This is a genomic window from Bizionia sp. M204 (assembly GCF_023205095.1).
Taxonomy (GTDB): domain Bacteria; phylum Bacteroidota; class Bacteroidia; order Flavobacteriales; family Flavobacteriaceae; genus Algorimicrobium; species Algorimicrobium hallyeonense.
Genome location: NZ_CP046242.1, coordinates 2301637 through 2323257, shown reverse-complemented (window position 1 = coordinate 2323257; position 21621 = coordinate 2301637). Strand labels below are relative to the sequence as shown.

Annotated in this window: 25 protein-coding genes and 1 tRNA gene; 13 read left to right on the top strand and 13 right to left on the bottom strand. The window is 34.1% G+C overall.

The window, feature by feature from the left end; translation table 11 throughout:
- Window positions 1–9 precede the first annotated feature (9 nt).
- Entirely contained in the window at window positions 10–1359 is a 1350-nt protein-coding gene (locus GMA17_RS10745; RefSeq protein ID WP_248395934.1) for an NAD(P)/FAD-dependent oxidoreductase, read from the bottom strand.
- 143 nt (window positions 1360–1502) lie between these two features.
- Here GMA17_RS10745 and GMA17_RS10740 point away from each other — a divergent pair, with 143 nt between their 5' ends.
- Window positions 1503–2459 (top strand): glycoside hydrolase, encoded by a 957-nt coding sequence (locus GMA17_RS10740; RefSeq protein ID WP_248395932.1) that lies wholly within the window; start codon window positions 1503–1505, stop codon window positions 2457–2459.
- A gap of 62 nt (window positions 2460–2521) precedes the next feature.
- Here GMA17_RS10740 and GMA17_RS10735 read toward each other — a convergent pair whose 3' ends face one another.
- The 9 genes from GMA17_RS10735 to GMA17_RS10695 all read right to left on the bottom strand — a co-directional run bounded on the left by GMA17_RS10735 (window position 2522) and on the right by GMA17_RS10695 (window position 10169).
- The gene (locus GMA17_RS10735; protein WP_248395930.1) at window positions 2522–4048 is read right to left on the bottom strand and encodes a carboxypeptidase-like regulatory domain-containing protein; all 1527 of its coding nucleotides are present in this window, start codon (window positions 4046–4048) and stop codon (window positions 2522–2524) included.
- Between the two features lie 118 nt (window positions 4049–4166).
- Complete coding sequence (locus GMA17_RS10730) at window positions 4167–4871, bottom strand: TIGR04283 family arsenosugar biosynthesis glycosyltransferase (RefSeq protein ID WP_248395927.1); 705 nt, start codon at window positions 4869–4871, stop codon at window positions 4167–4169.
- Complete coding sequence (locus GMA17_RS10725) at window positions 4864–5568, bottom strand: DUF547 domain-containing protein (protein WP_248395925.1); 705 nt, start codon at window positions 5566–5568, stop codon at window positions 4864–4866. The genes GMA17_RS10730 and GMA17_RS10725 overlap by 8 nt, the downstream gene beginning before the upstream one ends.
- 44 nt (window positions 5569–5612) lie before the next feature.
- Window positions 5613–6584 (bottom strand): arsenosugar biosynthesis arsenite methyltransferase ArsM, encoded by a 972-nt coding sequence (arsM, locus tag GMA17_RS10720; RefSeq protein WP_248395923.1) that lies wholly within the window; start codon window positions 6582–6584, stop codon window positions 5613–5615.
- A 28-nt stretch (window positions 6585–6612) separates the two neighbouring features.
- The gene (locus GMA17_RS10715; protein WP_248395921.1) at window positions 6613–7425 is read right to left on the bottom strand and encodes a purine-nucleoside phosphorylase; all 813 of its coding nucleotides are present in this window, start codon (window positions 7423–7425) and stop codon (window positions 6613–6615) included.
- 4 nt (window positions 7426–7429) lie between these two features.
- On the bottom strand, window positions 7430–8095 hold the full coding sequence (locus GMA17_RS10710) for a TIGR04282 family arsenosugar biosynthesis glycosyltransferase (protein WP_248395919.1): 666 nt from the start codon (window positions 8093–8095) through the stop codon (window positions 7430–7432).
- 12 nt (window positions 8096–8107) lie between these two features.
- Window positions 8108–8608 (bottom strand): rhodanese-like domain-containing protein, encoded by a 501-nt coding sequence (locus tag GMA17_RS10705; RefSeq protein ID WP_248395917.1) that lies wholly within the window; start codon window positions 8606–8608, stop codon window positions 8108–8110.
- 18 nt (window positions 8609–8626) lie between these two features.
- Window positions 8627–9682, bottom strand: coding sequence for an arsenosugar biosynthesis radical SAM (seleno)protein ArsS (arsS, locus tag GMA17_RS10700; protein WP_248395914.1), 1056 nt, complete (start codon window positions 9680–9682; stop codon window positions 8627–8629).
- A 151-nt stretch (window positions 9683–9833) separates the two neighbouring features.
- On the bottom strand, window positions 9834–10169 hold the full coding sequence (locus GMA17_RS10695) for an arsenosugar biosynthesis-associated peroxidase-like protein (protein WP_248395912.1): 336 nt from the start codon (window positions 10167–10169) through the stop codon (window positions 9834–9836).
- Window positions 10170–10319: 150 nt separating this feature from the next.
- On the opposite strand from GMA17_RS10695, the gene GMA17_RS10690 reads away from it, so the two are divergent.
- The 8 genes from GMA17_RS10690 to GMA17_RS10655 all read left to right on the top strand — a co-directional run bounded on the left by GMA17_RS10690 (window position 10320) and on the right by GMA17_RS10655 (window position 15573).
- Entirely contained in the window at window positions 10320–10952 is a 633-nt protein-coding gene (locus GMA17_RS10690; protein ID WP_248395910.1) for a Crp/Fnr family transcriptional regulator, read from the top strand.
- 76 nt (window positions 10953–11028) lie between these two features.
- The gene (locus GMA17_RS10685; RefSeq protein ID WP_248395908.1) at window positions 11029–11835 is read left to right on the top strand and encodes a sulfite exporter TauE/SafE family protein; all 807 of its coding nucleotides are present in this window, start codon (window positions 11029–11031) and stop codon (window positions 11833–11835) included.
- Window positions 11836–11903: 68 nt separating this feature from the next.
- The gene (locus GMA17_RS10680) at window positions 11904–13316 is read left to right on the top strand and encodes a rhodanese-like domain-containing protein (RefSeq protein ID WP_248395907.1); all 1413 of its coding nucleotides are present in this window, start codon (window positions 11904–11906) and stop codon (window positions 13314–13316) included.
- 116 nt (window positions 13317–13432) lie between these two features.
- On the top strand, window positions 13433–13789 hold the full coding sequence (locus GMA17_RS10675) for a rhodanese-like domain-containing protein (protein ID WP_248395906.1): 357 nt from the start codon (window positions 13433–13435) through the stop codon (window positions 13787–13789).
- A 1-nt stretch (window position 13790) separates the two neighbouring features.
- Window positions 13791–14069, top strand: a complete 279-nt coding sequence (locus GMA17_RS10670) for a heavy-metal-associated domain-containing protein (RefSeq protein WP_248395905.1) — start codon at window positions 13791–13793, stop codon at window positions 14067–14069.
- A complete protein-coding gene (locus GMA17_RS10665; RefSeq protein ID WP_371922363.1) occupies window positions 14059–14682 on the top strand; it encodes a DUF3365 domain-containing protein in 624 nt (207 codons plus the stop codon). The genes GMA17_RS10670 and GMA17_RS10665 overlap by 11 nt, the downstream gene beginning before the upstream one ends.
- 9 nt (window positions 14683–14691) lie before the next feature.
- On the top strand, window positions 14692–14988 hold the full coding sequence (trxA, locus tag GMA17_RS10660) for a thioredoxin (RefSeq protein ID WP_248395903.1): 297 nt from the start codon (window positions 14692–14694) through the stop codon (window positions 14986–14988).
- Between the two features lie 3 nt (window positions 14989–14991).
- Entirely contained in the window at window positions 14992–15573 is a 582-nt protein-coding gene (locus tag GMA17_RS10655) for a methyltransferase domain-containing protein (protein WP_248395900.1), read from the top strand.
- Here the strand turns inward: GMA17_RS10655 and GMA17_RS10650 are convergent, their stop codons facing one another.
- A complete protein-coding gene (locus GMA17_RS10650) occupies window positions 15574–16458 on the bottom strand; it encodes a sterol desaturase family protein (protein ID WP_248395896.1) in 885 nt (294 codons plus the stop codon).
- Between the two features lie 148 nt (window positions 16459–16606).
- Here GMA17_RS10650 and GMA17_RS10645 point away from each other — a divergent pair, with 148 nt between their 5' ends.
- On the top strand, window positions 16607–17164 hold the full coding sequence (locus tag GMA17_RS10645) for a YeeE/YedE family protein (protein ID WP_248395895.1): 558 nt from the start codon (window positions 16607–16609) through the stop codon (window positions 17162–17164).
- Between the two features lie 3 nt (window positions 17165–17167).
- Entirely contained in the window at window positions 17168–17581 is a 414-nt protein-coding gene (locus GMA17_RS10640; protein WP_066252407.1) for a DUF6691 family protein, read from the top strand.
- A 34-nt stretch (window positions 17582–17615) separates the two neighbouring features.
- Here GMA17_RS10640 and GMA17_RS10635 read toward each other — a convergent pair whose 3' ends face one another.
- Together GMA17_RS10635 and GMA17_RS10630 are read right to left on the bottom strand one after the other, a co-directional pair.
- Window positions 17616–18557, bottom strand: a complete 942-nt coding sequence (locus GMA17_RS10635) for a hypothetical protein (RefSeq protein ID WP_248395894.1) — start codon at window positions 18555–18557, stop codon at window positions 17616–17618.
- 837 nt (window positions 18558–19394) lie between these two features.
- Window positions 19395–19470 (bottom strand) — tRNA-Phe (locus tag GMA17_RS10630).
- 98 nt (window positions 19471–19568) lie between these two features.
- Here GMA17_RS10630 and GMA17_RS10625 point away from each other — a divergent pair.
- Window positions 19569–20300, top strand: coding sequence for a type III pantothenate kinase (locus tag GMA17_RS10625; RefSeq protein WP_248395893.1), 732 nt, complete (start codon window positions 19569–19571; stop codon window positions 20298–20300).
- The gene (locus tag GMA17_RS10620) at window positions 20297–21610 is read left to right on the top strand and encodes a hypothetical protein (RefSeq protein WP_248395892.1); all 1314 of its coding nucleotides are present in this window, start codon (window positions 20297–20299) and stop codon (window positions 21608–21610) included. Before GMA17_RS10625 ends, GMA17_RS10620 begins: the two co-directional genes overlap by 4 nt.
- The last annotated feature ends 11 nt before the right edge of the window (window positions 21611–21621 follow it).

The window sequence follows — 21621 nt, the reverse complement described above, 5'->3', positions numbered from 1 at the left end:
TTGATGTATTTAGGAGGTTTGAAAAATACGTTTCCAACTCTTCTTCTTTAATTGGATGGTTGTATTATGGTCGTTATTAAATTTTTGGATAATTGTTTTTTCATGAAGTTTATAAAACTCCGGATCAAAATTAGCATCAGCTAGATGAGCTAAAACATATTCTATAGACCGATTTTCAGATAAAACCCGATCGAAAAACTCATGGCGCATGCGAATTCCAAAATTGTTTATTCCTAGAAATTGCCGTGATTCTTTATGAAATGCTATGGTAATACATTTGGTGTCGTCGGGATGTTTCCAATGAAAATGCACTTCATGGTCTGGTTGCTCCTTTTTACCATGAACCCAACCATACGTTTGATATTCAATATCAAAAAATTTAGCCGAATTAAACCAATGACCAGGTTTATATTCCAAGCGATTATCACAAATAGTCTGGGCAACAACTTCACCCATCATACGTCCTGTGTACCAAACGGCTTCAATGGGTCTGCGGTTTCCAATAGCTTCATGTTGCTCCGCACAATCGCCTATAGCATAAATATCAGGAATATTGGTTTCTAAAAACCGATTTACTAAAACACCACGATTAATGGCTATTCCAGAATCTTTTATAAAATTAATATTGGGTGAAACGCCAGCCGTTAACCCCACAACATTACAAGGAATTTCTTCCTCTGTTTCTTCTAAAATGACTGATTTTACGTTTCCGTTTTCATCTGAAATTATTTCTTTAAGGTTAGAAGCTAATCTTAAATCGATACCGTTTCTAGTTATTTCACGATTAACCATTTCAGATTCACCTTCTGGTAAAACGCCGTTCCAAAAACTGGTTTCGCGTACTAAAAATGTTACAGGAATATGTCGTGAATGAAGCATTTCAGCTAATTCAATCCCAATTAATCCACCACCAACAATTACGGCTCGCTTGCAACTTTTATTATCTGGTGCGTACACTTCTAAATTGTCTAAATCTTGTTTGCTATACAAGCCTTGGACGCCGTTCAAATCCTGTCCAGGCCAACCAAATTTATTAGGCTTGCTCCCGGCAGCTAGAATCAGTTGGTCATACTTTAATAAGTCTCCTTTTTCAAAATGAAGTGTTTTACTTGAGGTGTCAATTTGATTGACAAATCCCGATTTGAGTTCAATACGATTCTTTTCCCAAAACCAATCTTCATAAGGTTTGGTGTGCTCATATGTCATGTGTCCCATGTAAATATACATCAAGGCTGTACGTGAGAAAAAGTGGTCGGTTTCTGCTGATACTATTGTAATTTTTTTATCTGATAATTTCCGAATATGTCTAGCTGCTGTTACGCCAGAAATACCGTTTCCAATTATTACAACGTGTTCCATATATTGATTTCTTGTTGGGTTTGTCGAAGGTTTTTACTGAAACTTAAGGTTCTTTGTGCAATTTGTTTAAATTTAATCATAATTAAGTAGTTATGACAAGGTATTTAACGTGGTTTTTAGTTTTTATACTCTCTTCATGTAGTATGACTACGAAGAAAGATATCAAAATAAATGGTGTTAGCTTTGTGGCATCTCGTGATAGTATTTCTAATAAAAATATCCTACCCGTTTTAAATGTAAATGCCAACTATACGGCTATTATGCCGTTTGGGTTTATTAAAAGCTTGGAACATCCTGAAATAATTTATAATACAGATAGACAATGGTTTGGTGAAACTAAAGCTGGCGTTTCACAATATATTGATGTTTTACAGAAAGCAAATATTGAAATCATGATAAAACCACAAATTTGGGTTTGGCATGGTGAATTTACAGGGCATATTAAAATGCCTAATGAAGCTGCTTGGTTAGAATTGGAACAAACCTACTCGCGCTTTATTTTGGATTTTGCTAAACTAGCTCAAGAAAAGCAGGTTGCTATATATTGTATTGGTACCGAATTGGAACAGTTTGTAGCGCACAGACCTGAATATTGGCAAGAATTAATTATGAATATTCGTGCTGTTTATGATGGGAAACTAACATACGCTGCTAATTGGGATGAATACAAACGCACACCATTATGGAGCGATTTGGATTATATTGGCGTGGATGCCTATTTTCCAATTAGTGATAAAAAAACACCCAATGTAGATGATGCTATTGCAGGTTGGCAAGCGCATACAATAGAAATGAAAGCAATTTCTGAAACCTTTGACAAACCCATACTATTTACGGAATTTGGCTACCGAAGTACAGATTATACCGGAAAAGAACCTTGGGTTAGCGATTATAAAATAACGGCGTTAAATTTTGAGGGACAAACCAATACAACCCAAGCTTTATTTGATGTATTCTGGAAAGAACCTTGGTTTGCAGGTGGTTTTGTTTGGAAATGGTTTCATAATCATGAAGAAAGTGGCGGTGAAACAGATAATCAATTTACACCTCAAAATAAACCCGTTGAAGCTGTTATTAGAGACTACTATAAAAGACAATAAATCGGGAATAGGATCATGCCGCATCCCGATTCATGTGTTTACTAATAAAAACCCACTGATATTTAGTGTGTTTTTTCTATAATCTTAAAATCTTTTATGGCTTGGTTAGGTTCAATAATATTGTATCCTTTCCAAAATTCCGAATCATAAGCCGGAAGATAGGTTGGTGTTACCTCTGGCACTTCTGTGAAATTGTTGAACTCTGTTTCTGAAATAGGCGTCGATTCAAAAACAATCAATTCTTTTTTCTCAACATTTCGAACTATAAAATGTAAATCAGCAGCTAATTCATTTTGCTTGCGTCTGCCTTTTACGTTTTTGTTTTTCTCAATAATTTTTAAAGGTCTTTTAATACCTACTTGTTGACCATCGGTTTGATCAGCATATTTTAAAGTGTATTTTTCATTGGCATTTTTTTGGAAAATGATAGTGCCTTCCTTTAAATACTCATTTAATGAAATACCTAATAACCCAAATTTACGCAGAGGCTTTACATTTTTATAATCTACACGCACAATAGCAAAATCTTGTGTGTTAATGTAAAGCGTTCCCTCAAAATCCTCGCTCCGTTTGGGCTTAAAAGTTATGGTGTAAACAAATTCGTTATTCAGATACGCAAAATCCTGCATTTCAAATTCATAACGTCTGGATTTTTCAATAAAATTCAAATCCGAATCTTCATCTAGGAAGTTGGCGTTTTCAATACTTTGGATTGAGCCTTTTCGCCAGTTTAAAAAGTTGGCTTTACGCTTGGCTTCCAATTCTTTTTTCTTTTCTATAAATTCTGCTGTTTGTTGGTCTTCTTTTTTATCTTCAAAAAACGAGGAGTCTATTTCTTCTTTCGTGCCAAACCAACCCGATTTAATTTTGAAATACGAATCGCGTTTCACATGTTTTTTGATAATTTCATTGAAGCGTTTTTCATAATTTTCAAAGGTTATTTCGCTTTGTTTATCGTATAAACGAGAAGCTTTTAAAATATCTAATTTCTGTGGTGTGGACGGTTTAATTTCGCCATATATTTCGGCTAAAACCTCCGTGTGCTGATCCGTATTTTTTGGAACGGATTTAATAATGCTATCTACAAATGCTTGATTGAATTCGGGAATAGTAGATTCTTCAATTTTCACATCCGTTTTCAGCATATTCGTGTAGTATGATTCTCTGTAGAACAGTTTGCGCTTTGCGTAACCAAAATCGTAATTGGTTTTTAATCCTTCTTTAACTTTGTCTAAAATTTCATCCAGTGTATAGTTTTTATTGGTGATAAACACTTCACTTAAATCAATATTTTTGGTACTTAATGAAATAATACTATCTGTAAATTTTTGAATAGCAAATTGTTTTTGCTCGTAACCTAAGCAGCTTATATAAAGAGAGTCCCTTTCAGAAATTTTTCTGTTAATGGTAATGTTGAATTCGCCTTTATCATTGCTAATAACACCTGTTTTGTCATCTATTAATATCGTTGCAAATGGAATGGGCTCTTGTTTAGTAGAGTCGATTATTACGGCAGAAATAGTGCGTTGGGCCTTTGCTGAAAATACGGTTAGACAGCAAAGTGCCAAGATAAGTTTGGTTGGTTTCATGATAATTGGTTTAGAGTGGAAAAGTATATTTTTCAATTGAAGCAACACGTTCCTTTATCACTTTATTAAGTAAGATTTATCTTTATTTTAACAGATTAACCATTTTTAAACCAGATTTTTAGGAAATATACTTTTGGTAATATGTATATAATTCATCTGCGGAAGCACCAAACCATTTTTTAATATATATGGTCCAAAAATGATATTGTAATGTCCAGACACCATGCTTATCATAAAGCCGAGCAGACGTTTTTATTTTGTCTTGAATGACCACAAATTGCTTTCTAGAATAAAGCTCATTTATTAAAATATTGTCTTCATAAATGGTGAAATTTTCATCAAAACCACCAATTTCGGTGAATAATTGTTTGGTAATAAACTGACTTTGATCTCCACCACGGCTAGCACGCCAAGAAAATTGGGTGAGCCAACCCGCTAATTGTAACCACCAATGATTGTTATCAAACTGTAAACGGAAGCAACCTGCTAAATTCCCTTTGGTTACTTCATGGATTATGAGGTTATCAAAATTTTTAGGCGGAAAAGAATCCGCATGGAGGAAATAGAGAATAGTTCCCGTGGCATGTTTGGCACCAAAATTCATTTGTTTAGCTCTGCCTTTTTGTGCGTTTAGAAGATGAATTTTGTTCGAAGGCACAAATTTATTAACGATGTTTTGTGAGCCATCCACACTTCCGCCATCTACAACGATGATTTCCGCTATATTTTTAGAAGTTGAATTCTCTAATAGATGTTCTAAAACCGAAGCTATATTTTCGGCTTCATTAAGCATGGGAATAATTATGGAAATGGAATTAATCATTTAGCTTCCAACTATAATCTATATACTTTATTTTAGCATCGGATGCAATTTTTACATCTGAATAGGTGTTTAAAAAGGTGATAAGACTGCCGTTTTCCTTAAAATCTTTCGAAAACCATTTAAATATTTTTGAGAGTTCCAGACTGTTTTTTTGAATTCTATTTTTTGATGAATCTGCCAAAAACTGTTTTGTAACTGTTGTTAATTGTTTGTCTAATTTTTCTGGTATATAGGCTTCATTTAATAATTGCGGACAAGAAGCCGAAGCGCAAACAATAGCAAAATGAATACGTGGTTCCTTCATGTTGCGAAGCACCTCATGTTCAATATAATTTAAAGAAAGTAATTTGCCGTTGATAGGAATAAACTCGTGATCCCAAGGATTTTTGATGTCTTTAATACTTTCAATTGGATAATTATCAATAATAAGTTTTATGGTAAATGCATTATACGCGTTAATCCAATAGGCTAATGTTTCGTTTTTTGTCCAACTTTCTTTAGGTGAAACGGCTATAAATTGGTTGAGGTAGGTGTTTAATTCTGAATCATTTGCTTTTATAGTTTTATAATCAACTTCACCTTTATTAGTAACATGTTTTTGTAAGAATTCAGTAAAACCGGAATGGTTTATGGTTTGTCCAAAAGCCGAAAGACTGAAGCCAAACAGCAATAACATAAGATATATCGGACTTTTCATAGCATTATTTTTTATGTAATTGTTCAAACCTTGTTCTATATTTTTTAACAACAGCCACCACCATCATAATGAAACGTGGATTCACTGATATAAATATCATTCCGATTCAATTTGGCCAAGTCCCCAGCCGTTTTATCACAAATAGCTAATGGTTGGTTTTGAATAAGTACATGTCCAGCGTTATCATCAAAAAAATCTTGGTCGCCATAGTAAATAGCGGCTTTTCCTGTAAAAATACACGGACCATCTGCAGGCATGGGATCTTTTATGGCAGCTACTTCAATAGATTCTATATAAATCAATTCTTCCGTTGGGTAATGGTTAGGAGCCAAAATGCGATACGGTTTTCTGGCGCGAATTTCAATGGTTCCAAAACCAGCATCTGTCAACATTTTTACATATTCTGCAATGGGCAAACTACCGCTTAAACAAAGGGCGCGCAATCTGTCATCGTTACGCAAGGTGTCATTCATGGGTTGCTCACAAGTAGGATCGCTCATGACTAATTTACCATGTGGTTTGAGTACGCGATACATTTCAGCAATGGCTTTTTTTAAATCGTCTGTTTTAAAAATATTGAATAAACAATTTTGTGCAGCCACATCAATACTGTTATCAGGAACTGGAAGATTCAACGCATCACCTTTTTTAAGATCTACAAATTCACTTTTAAACCATGGGTTTTGAGCTTCGGCTTCTTTAAAATTTTTACGAGATGCTTCTAACATTTCATCGACTACATCAATACCAATAACACCATTTTTTTTGCGGTTGAAATATGAAAACTGCAATAATTCCATGCCGCCACCAACACCAACATAGAGCATTTTAGGGTTGTTAGTTAAATCGCGTGCATGAACAGTTGACCCACAACCATAGTTCATTTCCTGCATGATTTTCGGGATTCTTAACCCTGGTAATTCCCAAATAGGATTCGTGGTGCAACATAAACCAACATCTGGTGTTAATGCTGCTTCTTTGTATACATCGTGTGTGGTGTTAAGATAATTGCTCATAGTTTCAGTATTCGAGTGTTAATTGCTATTATAAACTTTTAATCAGTTCTTTAAAAAGGGTAATCATTTGTGGTTCTGCTTTTCCTGCCATTTCTATAATTTCTGAAATATCAACAGGTTTTAGATTACTTGGGTCGCACTCATCCGTTAAAACTGACACGGCAGCCACCTTTAAATTCAAATGATTGGCTACAATAATTTCTGGAACGGTACTCATTCCAACAGCATCAGCCCCAATAATTTTAAGCATCCTATATTCTGCACGTGTTTCTAATTGCGGTCCAACAACGCTAGCATAAACGCCTTTGTGAAGTTTAATGCCTTGGTCTTTAGCAATAGCTTCAAATTTGGCATTAATATCTGCATCATAAGGTGCGCTCATATCGGTAAAACGTTCGCCTAATAATTCCACACCTCTAAAGGCCAATGGTGAACTACCTTGGAGATTAATATGATCATCTATTAACATTAGTTCGCCTTTTTTAAAGTCTAAATTAATGGCGCCAGAGGCATTAGAAACTAATAAGGTTTCTATGCCTAATTGTTTCATAACACGAACGGGATAGGCAACATCCTGTAGTGAATAGCCTTCGTAAATATGAAAGCGGCCTTGCATAACTACTACCTTTTTTCCGGAAAGTGTTCCGTAAATAAGTTTGCCTTTATGAAACTCAACCGTAGCCGTTGGGAAATTGGGGATGTGGTTATAACTGACTTCAGCTATAATATCAATATGTTCTATTAATTTGCCTAATCCTGTTCCGAGAATAATGCCTATTTCAGGACTCTCAAAGCCTTTGCTTTGCAAATATTCTGTGGTTTCTGTTATATACTTCATCATAAGTTTAATAGTATTTTTTTAGTGATTCAATGCCTTCAATATCTTCAAAGGTATCAATATCATTTAATATTTCTAATAGGTGAATGTCTTCATTCTGTAAATCATCCAAGGTGTCTTTACGAACACTTTCCGTTCCCCAAGCTTTGTTTTTAAATACTTTAGGGTGCAATTGTTTCATGCCAAAAAGATAATAACCGCCATCCTTGGCAGGACCCAAAACATAATCGTTTTGGTTTAATTTTTGAAATCCTTCTGAAATAATCTCGGCATTTAAATCTAATAAATCGCTGCCAATTATCAGGGCTTTTTCATAGCCTAGTTGAAACAATTTCGAAAAGGCATTCTCCATTCGCTCTCCTAAATTAGAACCTTCTTGAAGCTTTTTTTTAAAAAATTCGGGATTCCAAAGGTCCTCTTTTTGAATGGCTTCAGAATAAAAAACATAGCGATCTACCGATACATTTTTTGCCGTTTCTGCAGTATGCTTTAATAGATGTTTGTAAATTTCCAAAGCCGCTTCATTACCAATAGTTTTGGCTAATCGGGTTTTACATTTTCCTAATTCTGGATTTCTTGTAAAAATAATAAGCGCACTTTTGGACGTTGGAAAATAGAAATTAGCCACTTGATCTTGGTCGCTATTGGTGTTATTTTTTGATAAAATTCCCATTGATGCTATATACTAATTGTATGCCTTTTCACCCTTCATTAACCATTTCCCCCACATTTTTGAAAAAGCATGAACGCTATCTGTTTCTATATTATTCCGGTTATAAACGGGGAAGTCGTTGTTTTTCCATTCAAAAATTCCACCGTATAAATTGTAAACAGAAATATAGCCTTCGTCTTTAAGTTTTTTAGAAATTGCTTCAGAGCGAATTCCTAAAGAGCAATAAACAACTATTGTGTCTTTTTTATTCGGAATTTCGTTTAAAACAGTTTCAATTTTAAAATCTTTATATCCAACAAATATGGCGTTATTTAAATGACTTACTTGGTATTCATTGGGTTCACGGGCATCTAAAATTTTGTAATTGGTTTTTGGCATGGCCAACTCTTGAACTGAAATATAGGGAATGTTTTTCGTGTTATACCGCTTTAACAACTGGGACAAAGAATCTTGAGCCAAACTGGTTTGAACGGTTAAAAAAAACAATAATAAATAAGTGACTTTTTTTATCATAATGGGCTATTATCAATTCTAATCCACGACGCTACCTTGGCAGCTGCTGCCTGCGCCTGCTGTGCATCCGTAGCAGTGTTGAGATATCATAATGTTTCTACCTTCTAGTAAATCCTCATTATATTCTGAAATATGTTTAACCGAACTATTAACCGGTAGATTTAACATTTGGTTAAAATCACAATCATATAAATAGCCATCCCAACTAATGGAAAGTGTATTGGTACACATTACATTTTTAACAGCCGAGGGATTATAAGCTTCCACTAAACTATACATATAATCCTCGTAATTTTCGGAGGCAATTAAATAATCTAAAAATCGCGCAATAGGTAAATTGGTAATGGCAAATAAATTATGAAACTGAATATCAAAATCTTCTAAAAGCGCCTTTTTAAAATCTTTTTCCATGGCTGCTTGGTTGCCTGGTAAAAAAGCTCCAGACGGATTATAGACTAAATCTAAACGTAAATTGCTGTCTGGCATGCCGTAACCAACCGCATTTAATTCTTTTAACGCTTTTATAGATTTTGCAAAAACACCATCCCCACGTTGTTTGTCCGTTTTACCTTTTGTCCAATGTGGCATAGAGCTTACTACATGTACATTATGCTTTTTAAAAAACTCTGGTAAATCAAAATACTTTTTGTTGGCTCGGATAATGGTTAAATTGGATCGAACTATAAAATCGGTTACCCCAGCTTTAGCGGCTTCCTCAACAAACCAACGGAAATTTGGGTTCATTTCAGGGGCGCCTCCTGTTAAATCCAAGGTGTGTGCTCCCGTGTTTTTTATAACTTCTAGACATTGCAGCATGGTTTCCTTGGTCATGATTTCCTTTCTGTCTGGACCAGCATCCACGTGGCAATGCGTACAAACTTGGTTGCACATATAGCCCACATTAATTTGAAGGATTTCTAGTTTTTTAGCTTGTAAAGGAAACTGGTTGCTTTCAGCTATTTTATTTTTGAAAGTTGGTAATTCACCAGTTTTAAAAATACCATTGGCGAGTATTTCCAATTGGCGTTTGCTATCTGCCAGGGCGTTTTCTTGTTGCTTTAAGGATTTAATCATGTTAAGGTTTAAAGTTTCTGGTTCAAGTTTTAATCTTCATCGTTTCTTGTTATGGCCTTTTTAAATTCCAATTCTTGACGGCCAACTTTGTGTTTTTAACTTTAGCTTAAACGACTTGTAAGATTTGGTTTTATAGAATGAACAGCCTAGCTTACATATCTAATTTATTTACTTTGTTCATCATTTGCACGCCATGCACTAAAGATGCACCACCTCTTATGGCAGCAGCTACATGCAAAGCTTCCATCATTTCTTCTTTAGTTATCCCGCGTTGCAAGCCGTCTCCAGTATATGCGTCAATACAATACGGACATTGAACGGTATGTGCTACAGCCAGCGCAATGAGTGATTTTTCACGTTCAGAAAGTGCGCCTTCCTCAAAAACTTTTCCATAGTAATCAAAAAATTTAGCACCTAATTCTTCGTTCCATTCGGAAATTTTACCGAATTTTTTAAGGTCTGCTGGGTCGTAATATGTTTTCTGCATAATGTGTTGTGTATATAAATAGTTACGTAAAATTGAAATGTACGGTTTTATGTCGAAGAAATATATTAAAGATTACATAAAACAACGGCTTATTCTAGATTATTAAACACATTAAAAAAGGCTATATTGCGACTTGAAAAATTTCATTTTATGTTAGAAGAGTTAACTAATAATTATGGTCATTTTTTTGAAAAAGACTTGCTTGATGAAATAAATCAGGTTGGTTTTTTAAAGGAAGTTAAACAAGATGACGTACTTATTGAAATAGGATCGTATGTTAAATCCATGCCTTTACTAATCACAGGAGCTATAAAAATTTTAAGGCAAGATAATGATGGTGATGAGTTATTACTTTATTTTTTAGAAAAGGGAGATACTTGTGCTATGACTTTAACCTGTTGTTTAGGACGTACCAAAAGTGAAATTCGTGCCATTGCAGAAACAGATGCGAGATTGATTATGATTCCAATCGAGAAAATGGAAGAATGGTCCTCTAAATATAAAAGTTGGAGAAATTTTGTTTTTGAAAGTTATCATAGCCGATTAAATGAAATGTTAGATACTATTGATAGTATAGCTTTTTTGAAAATGGATGCACGATTGCTAAAATATCTCAACGAAAAAGCGCGTGTTTCAGAAGATTATACTATATATAGCACGCATCAGGACATAGCTTATGAATTGAATACCTCCCGTGTGGTTGTTTCCCGATTACTTAAAAAACTAGAAAATATGGGGAAGGTTCAGCTAAACCGAAATTATATAATCCTAAACAAAGAATAGCAAGCTATGTAGCTTGGGTTACAAACTCGGTTTAAATAAAAGGATATATTTGCGTTAGTAAATTGAAACCCATTCCATGGAAGTATTAGAAATTTTTGGCTATATAAGTGCTTTGCTAATTGGTGTTGTATTAGGACTAATTGGTGGTGGTGGATCCATTTTGGCAGTTCCAGCTTTGGCCTATTTATTTTTAGTTAATGAAAAAGTGGCTACAGCATATTCTTTATTTGTAGTAGGTGTTAGCGCTTTAGTTGGTGGTTTAAAACAGCATAAAAAAGGTTTAGTTGATTGGCGAACAGCTTTTGTTTTTGGTATTCCAGCAATTATTGGGATTTCAATAGTTAGGCATTTTGTTATTCCGGCACTTCCCGAAGTTATGTTTACAATAGGCAATTTCGAGTTTACGAGACGAATGGTTATGTTCGGAATGTTTTCTATTTTAATGATTCCTGCCGCTTTGTCCATGTTAAGAGATGTGAAATTAAAACCTGAAAACACGCAAGTGTCTTACAACTATCCTTTAATTATTATTGAAGGGCTTCTTATAGGTGCTATTACGGGTATGATTGGAGCAGGCGGCGGTTTTTTGATTATTCCGGCGCTAGTACTTTTGGCTAATGTGGACATAAAAGTGGCCGTAGCAACTTCTTTAATTATTATAGCCATGAATGCCTTGTCTGGATTTTTTCTAGGTGATGCTTTAACCATGACAATTGATTGGAAATTTCTATTATCATTTACAGCTATTTCATTGATTGGTATTTTTATAGGAAGTTATTTAGGTAACTTTATTGATGGTAAAAAACTTAAAAAAGGCTTTGGTTATTTTGTCTTTGCCATGGCTATTTTTATCTTCTACATGGAATTTTTTGTAAAGGCGTAATGTAACTTTAGTTACTGCCTATTTCAACAGTTATTCGTAAATTTGCAACATATTAAAAAGTTAGAAATATGAAAATTGAACAGATATATACAGGATGCTTAGCGCAAGGTGCTTACTATATAGAAAGCCAAGGTGAAGTGGCTATTATTGATCCACTTCGCGAAGTGAAACCGTATTTAGAGCGTGCTAAAAAGGATAACGCTAAAATCAAATATATTTTTGAAACTCATTTTCATGCTGATTTTGTAAGTGGTCACGTAACACTAGCTAAAGAAAGTGGTGCTAAAATTGTTTTTGGCCCAACCGCATCAACAGGATTTGATTCTGTTATTGCCACCGATGGCCAAGTGTTTCCATTAGGCGATATTACCATTACAGCTTTGCATACACCAGGGCATACCATGGAAAGTACCACCTATTTGCTAAAAGATAAGAACGGAAAAGATTATGCTATTTTTAGTGGAGACACCCTGTTTTTAGGTGATGTGGGTCGACCAGATTTAGCACAAAAAGCGGCAAGCATGACGCAGGAAGAGTTAGCAGGTATTTTATTTGAAAGCTTACGCACCAAAATAATGACTTTAGCTGACGATGTTATTGTTTATCCCGCTCATGGTGCAGGATCGGCATGTGGAAAAAATTTAAGCAAAGAAACCGTAGGTAGTATTGGCGACCAAAAGAAGACGAATTATGCCTTGCGTGCGGATATGACTAAAGAAGAGTTTATACAAGAAGTAACAGATGGTTTACAGCCACCACCACAATATTTCCCTTTAAATGTTCAGATGAATAAAGACGGATATGAAGATATTGATGTGGTTTTAAAACGGGGTACGCAAGCTTTATCGCCAGATGCGTTTGAAGCGGCAGCCAATGAAACTGAAGCTGTTATTTTGGATGTGCGTCATCAAGATGATTATGTAAAAGGTCATATTCCACGTTCTATTTTTATTGGAATTGATGGTGGGTTTGCCCCTTGGGTAGGAGCCTTAATTGCTGATGTAAAACAACCAATTCTATTAGTTGCGCCACAAGGCAGAGAAGAAGAAACTATTACACGTTTATCTCGTGTTGGTTTTGATTATACAGTGGGCTATTTAAAAGGAGGCTTTGAAGCTTGGAAAAATTCAGGAAAAGAAACAGATACTATTAAATCCATTCCTGCAACCGAATTTAAAGACATTTTAGAGAAAGATACTATTCCTGTTTTTGATGTTAGAAAAGAAGGCGAGTTTACATCGGCTCACATTAACGAAGCGCATTTAACACCATTAGATTTTTTGAATGATCATTTAAGCGAATTTCCAAAAAACGATACATTTTACGTGCATTGCGCTGGTGGTTACCGCAGTGTTATTGCCGCTTCTATTTTAAAGAGTCGAGGTATTCATAATTTAGTAGAAATTGCAGGTGGTTTTGCTGCAATTAAAGAAGCAGGGATTCCAGTAACAGATTTTGTTTGTCCAACTACGTTAAAGTAATTTATTAAAAATTCCGTATATTTAAAAGAGTGGTCCTAGCCACTCTTTTTTAGTAACAAATGTTACGTATAGGGTTAAATATTCCTTGTAATTTTATAAACGAATTAAGAATACATATGAAACAAATTATAATCTTTATGTCATTTATATCTATGCTGTTCGGTACAGCTCAAAACGCCGCACTCAAAGTGTTACCTGTTGATGAATACAAAACACAAATAGAAAAGGGAAAAGTTCAGTTAGTTGATGTTCGAACCCCAAACGAATATAATTCTGGTCACATTAAAAATGCGAAGAATATAGATTTTTTTGCAACTAGTTTTGAAAGTCAATTTGAAAAATTAAATAAAGAAAAACCACTTTATATATATTGCAGAAGTGGTGCGCGAAGTAGAAAAGCGGCGAGCAAATTATCTGCAATGGGATTCACGGAAATTTATGATTTAAAAGGTGGTTATTTAAACTGGAAATAAAATGAAAACAACACTCGAAATTCAAAATTTAAAATGTGGTGGATGTGCCCATACGGTATCAACTAAATTAGCAGATGTTGCAGGTGTTGAACACGTGTCAGTATCAGTAGAATCTAACGAAGTGAGCTTTGATTATGCATCTGAAGCAGATTTGGTGGCTGCCAAACAAAAACTGAAATCTTTAGGCTATCCAGAGATTGATGCGGCTAATTCAGTAGTAACCAAAGCCAAGTCATTTATAAGTTGTGCAACCGGAAAAATGGCAAATCATGAATCGTAAATATTATATGTTGATTTTTGCGTGCGCTGTAATTGTGAGTTGTAAAAATTCAGAAACATCAGAACTAAAGGAAGCAGAAATTGAATTTGAGGAAACTAATAAAGTTTCTAAAGAAGAAATAACTATAGAGCCTGAAAAATCTTACGCAGATATTGGGATGGAATATGCCATAAGCACGAAAGCCGTTTTGGGAAAAAACTTAATAGGCACGATTCAACAAAAAGGTACGTTAGCAGCTGTAGAATTCTGTAATATCGCCGCTTACCCACTAACGGATAGTATGGCTGTAAAACACAATGCCAAAATTAAGCGTGTTTCTGATAAACCAAGAAACCCTAGAAATCAAGCTAATGAGCTAGAGCTTCAGCATATTGCAAAATTTAAAGAAGATTTTTTGTTAGGTGTAAATCCTGATCCTATTGTTGAAGAAACATCAAACGGCGTCAGATTTTACTATCCAATTGAAACCAATACCATGTGCTTACAATGTCATGGAAAATCGGTAGCGCCAGAAGTATACAAAAGTATAAAAGCTTTATACCCAAAAGATGAAGCCATAGGGTATATTGAAAATGAAGTACGTGGAATTTGGAGTATTTCGTTCGATAAATAAAATGTAGATATGAGTAAATTTTCAGAAATAATAAATAAAGACAAACCTGTTTTAGTCGATTTTTTTGCCGAATGGTGTGGACCATGTAAAACTATGAGTCCAATTTTAAAAGACGTAAAAGATAGCCTTGGTGAAGATGTCACCATTTTAAAAATAGACGTGGATAAAAACCAGCAATTAGCAGCCCAATTTAAAGTTCGTGGCGTACCAACGCTTATTCTCTATAAAAACGGAAAACAATTATGGCGACAATCTGGATTAGCTTCTAAACGCGATTTAGTATCTTTAATTCAATCACATTTGTAATTCATGGATTTATCTGAATCGTTTTGGGATTCGCGCTATCAGAACCAAGATACGGGTTGGGATTTAGGTGAGGTGTCCTTGCCAATTAAAACATATTTCGATCAGTTAAAAGATACATCGCTTAAAATTCTCATTCCAGGAGCAGGAAATTCCTATGAAGCTGAATACTTGTTTCTAAATGGGTTTAAAAATGTATGTATAGCCGATTTATCAAAAACAGCATTAGATAATTTTAAAAACCGTGTTCCTAGTTTTCCAAGTGAAAACTTACGGCACACCAATGTTTTTGATATGAATGAAACCTTCGATATAATTATTGAACAAACCTTTTTTTGTGCATTAAATCCAAACCTTCGCGAAGCGTACGCTAAAAAAATGCACAGTTTGTTAAACCCGAATGGAAAGTTAGTTGGTTTATTATTTGATAAACCGTTGTTTACGGAAAGACCACCATTTGGGGGTTCTAAAGCGGAATATATTACGTACTTTAAACCGTATTTTGAATTAGATATATTTGAGACTAGTTATAACTCTGTGGCAAGTCGCGAGGATAGCGAATTGTTTATTAAGTTTCTAAAAAAGTAATTAAACTTGTTTTTCCTTTTTAGAGAAACCATATTTCATCTGTCCTATAAACGTGTTTGGCATGGTGTCATCACCTTCATAGCCTAATTCAACGTTACCACTATCTTCAGGAATATAATTTGTTTTAAACATATAATCCCAAACACTTAAGCTAATTCCGTAATTCATACCAAATTGTTTGCCTTCGGGTAAATTATAAGCATGGTGGTATAAATGCATTACTGGATTATTCAAAATATACTTTAACGGACCATAGGTAATTTTAATATTTGAATGATTAAAATGACCAATAGAAATAGCAATAAAATGCACTATGTAAGCTTGTTCAGGTTCAAAGCCACCCAAAATCATTACACCAAAAACTTTTAATGGCTTGTATAAAATATTCTCCATCCAATGGTAGCGCAAATGTGCAGCAAACCCCATTTCTTTAACGCTGTGGTGTACTTGGTGAAAGCGCCAAAGGACTTCAAAACGATGCAATAAAACATGTGTAAACCACTGTACGAAATCTAGAACAATAAAGAAAACAAGTAACTGTGCCCACATTGGCCAAATACTGATGTCTATTAATGCTAAACTAGTCATGGAAATACCTAAATCTGCAAAAGCGACTTCTAAAAAACGATAAACACCACTAATAATAATAGCGAAAATAAAGAAATTGAAAAACATATAAAACGCGTCTAACCAGAAATCTTTTCTAAAAATAGCCTGGTTTTTTCGCCATGGAAATAAAATTTCTAATCCCCAAACTAATAGCGAAATAACAATTAATCCCCAAAAATAATTAGTGTACCAAGGCACTTCGAAAATAATAGAATTCCAAGTCCAATTTAAAGTTCCTAGAATGGCATCCTTAAAAGCGTTAATATAATTCCACATAGCCGTTTATTGTTAAGCAAAGTTACTGAAGAAAATGCAAATGACTACAAAGTTAGCTTTGTGAACTACCAAAGTCTGTAACGAATGTTACAAAGGATTTAATTTCCTGAATATTTATCTGTTTATTTGCAAAAAATAAACACAAAACATGGCATTTTTCCTTGAACCTTGGCCTTGGTATTTCTCTGGCTTTATGATTGCATTAGTAATGTTTCTGCTCATTATGGTAGATAAACGCTTCGGAATGTCCTCTAACCTGCGTACAATTTGTAGTATGGTAGGTGCTGGAAAGCGTACAGATTTTTTCGATTTCGATTGGAAATCCCAACGTTGGAATTTAGTTGTGGTTATTGGAGCTGTCATTGGTGGCTTTATTGCTTCGGAATATTTATCACCTAGCGATACTGTGGCTATCAGTAATCAAACCGTCGCAGACTTAAATGCTTTAGGGTTTGATAGTGCTGGAACCAGTTATATGCCAACGGAATTGTTTGGAAATGATGTTTTTACGGATGTCAAAGGATTGTTAGTTTTAATTATTGGTGGTTTTTTAGTCGGATTTGGAGCGCGTTATGCTGGCGGTTGTACTTCTGGTCACGCTATTTCTGGTTTGAGTAACTTACAATTACCTTCATTAATTACGGTTATAGGTTTCTTTTTAGGAGGCTTGATAATGGTTCATGTATTATTCCCTTTAATTTTTTAAATAATGAGAACAGGTATATATTTAGTAATAGGTGTGATTTTTGGAATCACCATGTTTAAATCGGAAGCGGCGTCATGGTTTCGTATTTTTGAAATGTTTCAATTCCAGTCTTTTCACATGTATGGCATTATAGGTGTGGCATTAAGTCTAGGTTTGTTGATGACGTTTGTTATAAAACGCTTCAAAATTAAATCGTTTTACGGTAAAACGCTTCAGTTTGAAGCAAAAGAAAGTGGCTTTAAGCGTTACCTAATTGGTGGAACACTTTTTGGATTAGGTTGGGCATTGGCGGGAGCTTGTCCTGGACCTATGTATGTTTTGGTAGGTGCAGGTTATTGGCCAATCTTGGTGGTTATTGCTTCGGCTATTTTAGGTACGTACGTATATGGCGTGCTTAAAGATAAGTTGCCGCATTAATTTGTAATGCTATTTGGTTAAGCAGAAGTGAGTTTTATAATTCATCTTTTGACCATTTGGCTCTTTTGTTTAATTCATTGTCATTTGGTGCGTAGGTTAGTCCTTTGCTGTAAATAGCATAAGCTGATTTGTGTTGCTCTTTATAATAATAATAGTTTCCCGCTTTAGTGTATACATCTGATCTGAGCTTTTTACTAACTTCATTTATGATGTCATTATTGTCCAATAAGTTTTCTAGCTTTTTAAGGTATAGTTGAGCACTTTCAATGTCCTTGTTAACAAAACTATCTAATGAAATGTTTCCATATAAATGCGCTAATGCCAAATAATAACGGTTGTTAGATTTTAAAAAAGGGTGTTTAATAATGTTCTTTTCAAACTCACTAAGGGTTTCTTTATTAAATGTAGATAAAGCAATTTTTCTAAAACAGACATACTCAATAATTCTTTGGGCTATTTTACTATTTGGATTCAAATTTATAATCTGGTCACTATATTTTAAAGCATCTTCCAGGTTTTCATCTGTACCTGCTTGCTTTGCTAAATATTCATATAAAAACTCTAATGCTGTATTTCTAACCTCTTCCACCTTGATGGTTTTGAATTTTTCTATAGAAGCCTCAATAAATTTATTTGTGTTATCATCATGATTAATTATTTTAAATAAGGACGATTCCAAATTTTTTAAGGAGTAGTCCTCTGGATAATTGGCAATTTCTATTAGTTCTAATAAATAATCGATATCCTCAAATGAATTAAATTCTAAATCATTTATTTTGTCAAACATGATTGTTTTTATAATCGGCTTAATAAGAGGTGAGGAGAAAAATATTTTAGACTTTCTTAAGTTATTTATGGCCTTGCTATAATCTTCGGTATCTAAATACGTTAAACCTCTATTGTAATATTGCATACCAATTAATGCGTTTTTATTAATATACTCACGGCCATAATACAGATCCTCATAAAATTTCATGTAGCCTTTTTCAAGAACCTCGTCTTTTGTTACGAGCTTGTAGCTAATGAGTTCATCAATTATTTTTATTACTTCAGACTCTTTAGGGACAATAAAGCCATATTCTCCAGGAACAGTAGTTTCAAGATAAATTTTATAAGTTTCTGGATAGGCAATTAAAAAAACATGCGTAGGTGTTTCCTTAACGTGATAAGGAATATTTAGTTCGTCAAAAACATAGGCGTATAGTGCAGATGCAGTTACGCAATTATAGGTTCCATCTTCAAATAAATCGTTGAAATATGAATTTAATAAATATTTATTAAAAAAAGTACTGTGAATTTCATCGTAGATAAATTTGATTCTTTTTTGCTCTTTTTTTTGCTTTACTTTCTTTCTCGGGAAAAGTTTTAAGAAGGGTATTGACTCTATCTTGATACTTTAAAACCAAATTGTTGTTCGCTAAAGAATCAATGGCAAACATACTTTTAAAAAAATCGTAATTAATAGAATCCTTTTTATAAGATTCAAAAATTTCCTCCTCAAAACTGGAGTTAAAGGATTGGCTATAGGAAATTGTTGTGCTAATAACAGTGCAAAACACTAGTGTTTTAAAGAAATTTGATAACATGATTTTGGGCATAGTCTAAAGGAAACCAAGATAAAAATTAATTAATGATAAGGAGCATTCCAAAAGAAATAATATTTAAAAGGTTTTTTGGATAGGAAGTTTGGTAAAAACGCGTTTACTGATTATGCGTTAATAGATTAATGGAATTTTTGGGTAAGGCTAGTTTTTAATGTGTCGTATGGTATGCTAAAAACCAAAAAACCCAACCTTTTCAGATTGGGTTTTGGTGGTGGTGCCTCCAGGAATCGAACCAGGGACACAAGGATTTTCAGTCCTTTGCTCTACCAACTGAGCTAAGGCACCAGCGCTAAATGCGGTTGCAAATATAACTTGTTTTTATTATTCACCAAAAGAAAATTTATAAAAAATCGTTTTGTATTTTTACATCCTTAAATTATCCTATGAATTTAATAATAGATGTTGGCAATACATCCGTGAAAATAGCTGTATTTCAAGCGGATGAGCTTATTGAAAAAATAACGTGCTCATTAGAGGCGTTTGAAAATAATTTTGAAAACCTTCTAAAAAAATATCCTGAAATCAATAAGTCCATCGTGTCTTCGGTTGGATTGTTGTCTAATTTGCAATTAGAAACTATTAAAAAACGACTGCATGTTTTAGTTTTAAACGCAGAAACACCGTTGCCATTTATAAATGATTATAAAACACCACAAACATTAGGGGTGGACAGGATGGCATTGGTTAGCGCTGCAGTTAAAAAATACCCATATCAAAATACATTAATAATGGATGCAGGTACTTGTATCACTTATGATTTTATTACGAATCAAAATCAGTACCTAGGAGGTGCCATTTCCCCAGGGATTAGATTGCGCTATACATCTTTAAATAATTTAACAGCCAATTTACCGTTATTAACTAAAGAGAAGCCGAAAATGATAATTGGTAATACCACAAATTCAGCCATTCATTCTGGTGTTGTTCATGGCGTTTTATTTGAAATTGATGGTGTGATTCAAACTTATAAAGAAAAATTTTCAGATTTAACAGTTATTTTAACAGGAGGAGACGCTAATTTTTTGTCTAAACAATTAAAAAGTAGCATATTTGCCCATTCTAATTTCTTATTAGAAGGTTTAAACCACATTTTACAATATAATTCAAACGAATGATTAAAAAACTGGTATTAGTTTTTATTGCTGTATTTGCAATTAAAAGTTATGCGCAAGATGGTACAGCTTCACCTTATTCCTTTTATGGAATTGGGAGCTTGAAATTTAAAGGTACCGTTGAAAACAGGAGTATGGGAGGCATAAGCATCTATACAGATAGTATTCACCTTAACCTAAAAAACCCAGCAGCTTACGGAAGTAAAAATTTAGCTGTTTACGGTAACGAAAATAGACCTGTAATATTTTCGGTAGCAGGATCACATTCCCGATTAAAGCTTAAAAGTGATTCTGGAGAAGATAACTTAAAATCATCAACTTTCGATTACCTATCTATGAGTATTCCACTTGGTAGACTTGGTGTTGGTTTTGGTTTAATTCCATATACATCGGTTGGTTATAAATTAGAAACTAGAAATAACGATTTAAGTTTAAACGAACGCTTTCGTGGTGAAGGTGGGGTAAACAGAACCTATTTATCCGCTGGTTACTACATAAATAAAAACTTTAGTGTTGGTGTAGATGTTAATTATAACTTCGGAAATATTAAAAATAGCACGATTGTTTTTGATTATGATCCAGATGATGGTACCATTCTACAATATCAATCGCAAGAAACAAACCGATCAGATTTAAGTGGTATTAGTCTTAACTTTGGACTGACCTATAAAGCTATGGTTACTGATGATCTAGAACTACAATCCGGTTTCACGTTTACACCAGAAACCAGATTAAAATCACGTAACGAACGGTCTTTTGGTACTATTCTCTTCAATCCCGACACCAATATTGAATTCCCTGTTGATACTATAGATGCTGATTTAGCCGCACAAGGTTTAGAGGAAACGGAGTTTGTTTTACCTTCAAAAATATCTTTTGGAGCCGGTATTGGACAACCAAGAATTTGGTTTGTTGGTGCTGAATATACGTTCCAAAACACTAAAAATTTTAAAAATGAACTGTATGGATATACAGGAGTTGACTATTCAAACAGCTCAACTTTAGCATTAGGTGGATTTATTATTCCAAAGTATAATTCTTTTTCAAGTTACTTAAGTCGAGTGGTTTACAGGGCTGGATTGCGCTTTGAATCGTCTGGGCTGAACATTAATAACACCTCCATTGATGAGTTTGGCATGTCTTTTGGATTAGGATTACCTGTAGGAAACGATTTCTTCTCAAATGCTAACATTGGCTTTGAATACGGAAAGCGTGGAACAACAAATAATAATTTAATACAAGAGAACTATTTTAATGTTAGTTTAAGTTTATCCTTAAACGATAGATGGTTCCAAAAAAGAAGATATGATTAACACTTTTACCA

Excerpts from the sequence above, each read along its gene's own strand:
- GMA17_RS10745 (WP_248395934.1), bottom strand. The coding sequence starts at position 1,359 with ATGGAACACGTTGTAATAATTGGAAACGGTATTTCTGGCGTAACAGCA.
- GMA17_RS10740 (WP_248395932.1), top strand. The coding sequence starts at position 1,503 with ATGACTACGAAGAAAGATATCAAAATAAATGGTGTTAGCTTTGTGGCA.
- GMA17_RS10735 (WP_248395930.1), bottom strand. The coding sequence starts at position 4,048 with ATGAAACCAACCAAACTTATCTTGGCACTTTGCTGTCTAACCGTATTT.
- GMA17_RS10730 (WP_248395927.1), bottom strand. The coding sequence starts at position 4,871 with ATGATTAATTCCATTTCCATAATTATTCCCATGCTTAATGAAGCCGAA.
- GMA17_RS10725 (WP_248395925.1), bottom strand. The coding sequence starts at position 5,568 with ATGAAAAGTCCGATATATCTTATGTTATTGCTGTTTGGCTTCAGTCTT.
- arsM (WP_248395923.1), bottom strand. The coding sequence starts at position 6,584 with ATGAGCAATTATCTTAACACCACACACGATGTATACAAAGAAGCAGCA.
- GMA17_RS10715 (WP_248395921.1), bottom strand. The coding sequence starts at position 7,425 with ATGATGAAGTATATAACAGAAACCACAGAATATTTGCAAAGCAAAGGC.
- GMA17_RS10710 (WP_248395919.1), bottom strand. The coding sequence starts at position 8,095 with ATGGGAATTTTATCAAAAAATAACACCAATAGCGACCAAGATCAAGTG.
- GMA17_RS10705 (WP_248395917.1), bottom strand. The coding sequence starts at position 8,608 with ATGATAAAAAAAGTCACTTATTTATTATTGTTTTTTTTAACCGTTCAA.
- arsS (WP_248395914.1), bottom strand. The coding sequence starts at position 9,682 with ATGATTAAATCCTTAAAGCAACAAGAAAACGCCCTGGCAGATAGCAAA.
- GMA17_RS10695 (WP_248395912.1), bottom strand. The coding sequence starts at position 10,169 with ATGCAGAAAACATATTACGACCCAGCAGACCTTAAAAAATTCGGTAAA.
- GMA17_RS10690 (WP_248395910.1), top strand. The coding sequence starts at position 10,320 with ATGTTAGAAGAGTTAACTAATAATTATGGTCATTTTTTTGAAAAAGAC.
- GMA17_RS10685 (WP_248395908.1), top strand. The coding sequence starts at position 11,029 with ATGGAAGTATTAGAAATTTTTGGCTATATAAGTGCTTTGCTAATTGGT.
- GMA17_RS10680 (WP_248395907.1), top strand. The coding sequence starts at position 11,904 with ATGAAAATTGAACAGATATATACAGGATGCTTAGCGCAAGGTGCTTAC.
- GMA17_RS10675 (WP_248395906.1), top strand. The coding sequence starts at position 13,433 with ATGAAACAAATTATAATCTTTATGTCATTTATATCTATGCTGTTCGGT.
- GMA17_RS10670 (WP_248395905.1), top strand. The coding sequence starts at position 13,791 with ATGAAAACAACACTCGAAATTCAAAATTTAAAATGTGGTGGATGTGCC.
- GMA17_RS10665 (WP_371922363.1), top strand. The coding sequence starts at position 14,059 with ATGAATCGTAAATATTATATGTTGATTTTTGCGTGCGCTGTAATTGTG.
- trxA (WP_248395903.1), top strand. The coding sequence starts at position 14,692 with ATGAGTAAATTTTCAGAAATAATAAATAAAGACAAACCTGTTTTAGTC.
- GMA17_RS10655 (WP_248395900.1), top strand. The coding sequence starts at position 14,992 with ATGGATTTATCTGAATCGTTTTGGGATTCGCGCTATCAGAACCAAGAT.
- GMA17_RS10650 (WP_248395896.1), bottom strand. The coding sequence starts at position 16,458 with ATGTGGAATTATATTAACGCTTTTAAGGATGCCATTCTAGGAACTTTA.
- GMA17_RS10645 (WP_248395895.1), top strand. The coding sequence starts at position 16,607 with ATGGCATTTTTCCTTGAACCTTGGCCTTGGTATTTCTCTGGCTTTATG.
- GMA17_RS10640 (WP_066252407.1), top strand. The coding sequence starts at position 17,168 with ATGAGAACAGGTATATATTTAGTAATAGGTGTGATTTTTGGAATCACC.
- GMA17_RS10635 (WP_248395894.1), bottom strand. The coding sequence starts at position 18,557 with ATGAAATTTTATGAGGATCTGTATTATGGCCGTGAGTATATTAATAAA.
- GMA17_RS10625 (WP_248395893.1), top strand. The coding sequence starts at position 19,569 with ATGAATTTAATAATAGATGTTGGCAATACATCCGTGAAAATAGCTGTA.
- GMA17_RS10620 (WP_248395892.1), top strand. The coding sequence starts at position 20,297 with ATGATTAAAAAACTGGTATTAGTTTTTATTGCTGTATTTGCAATTAAA.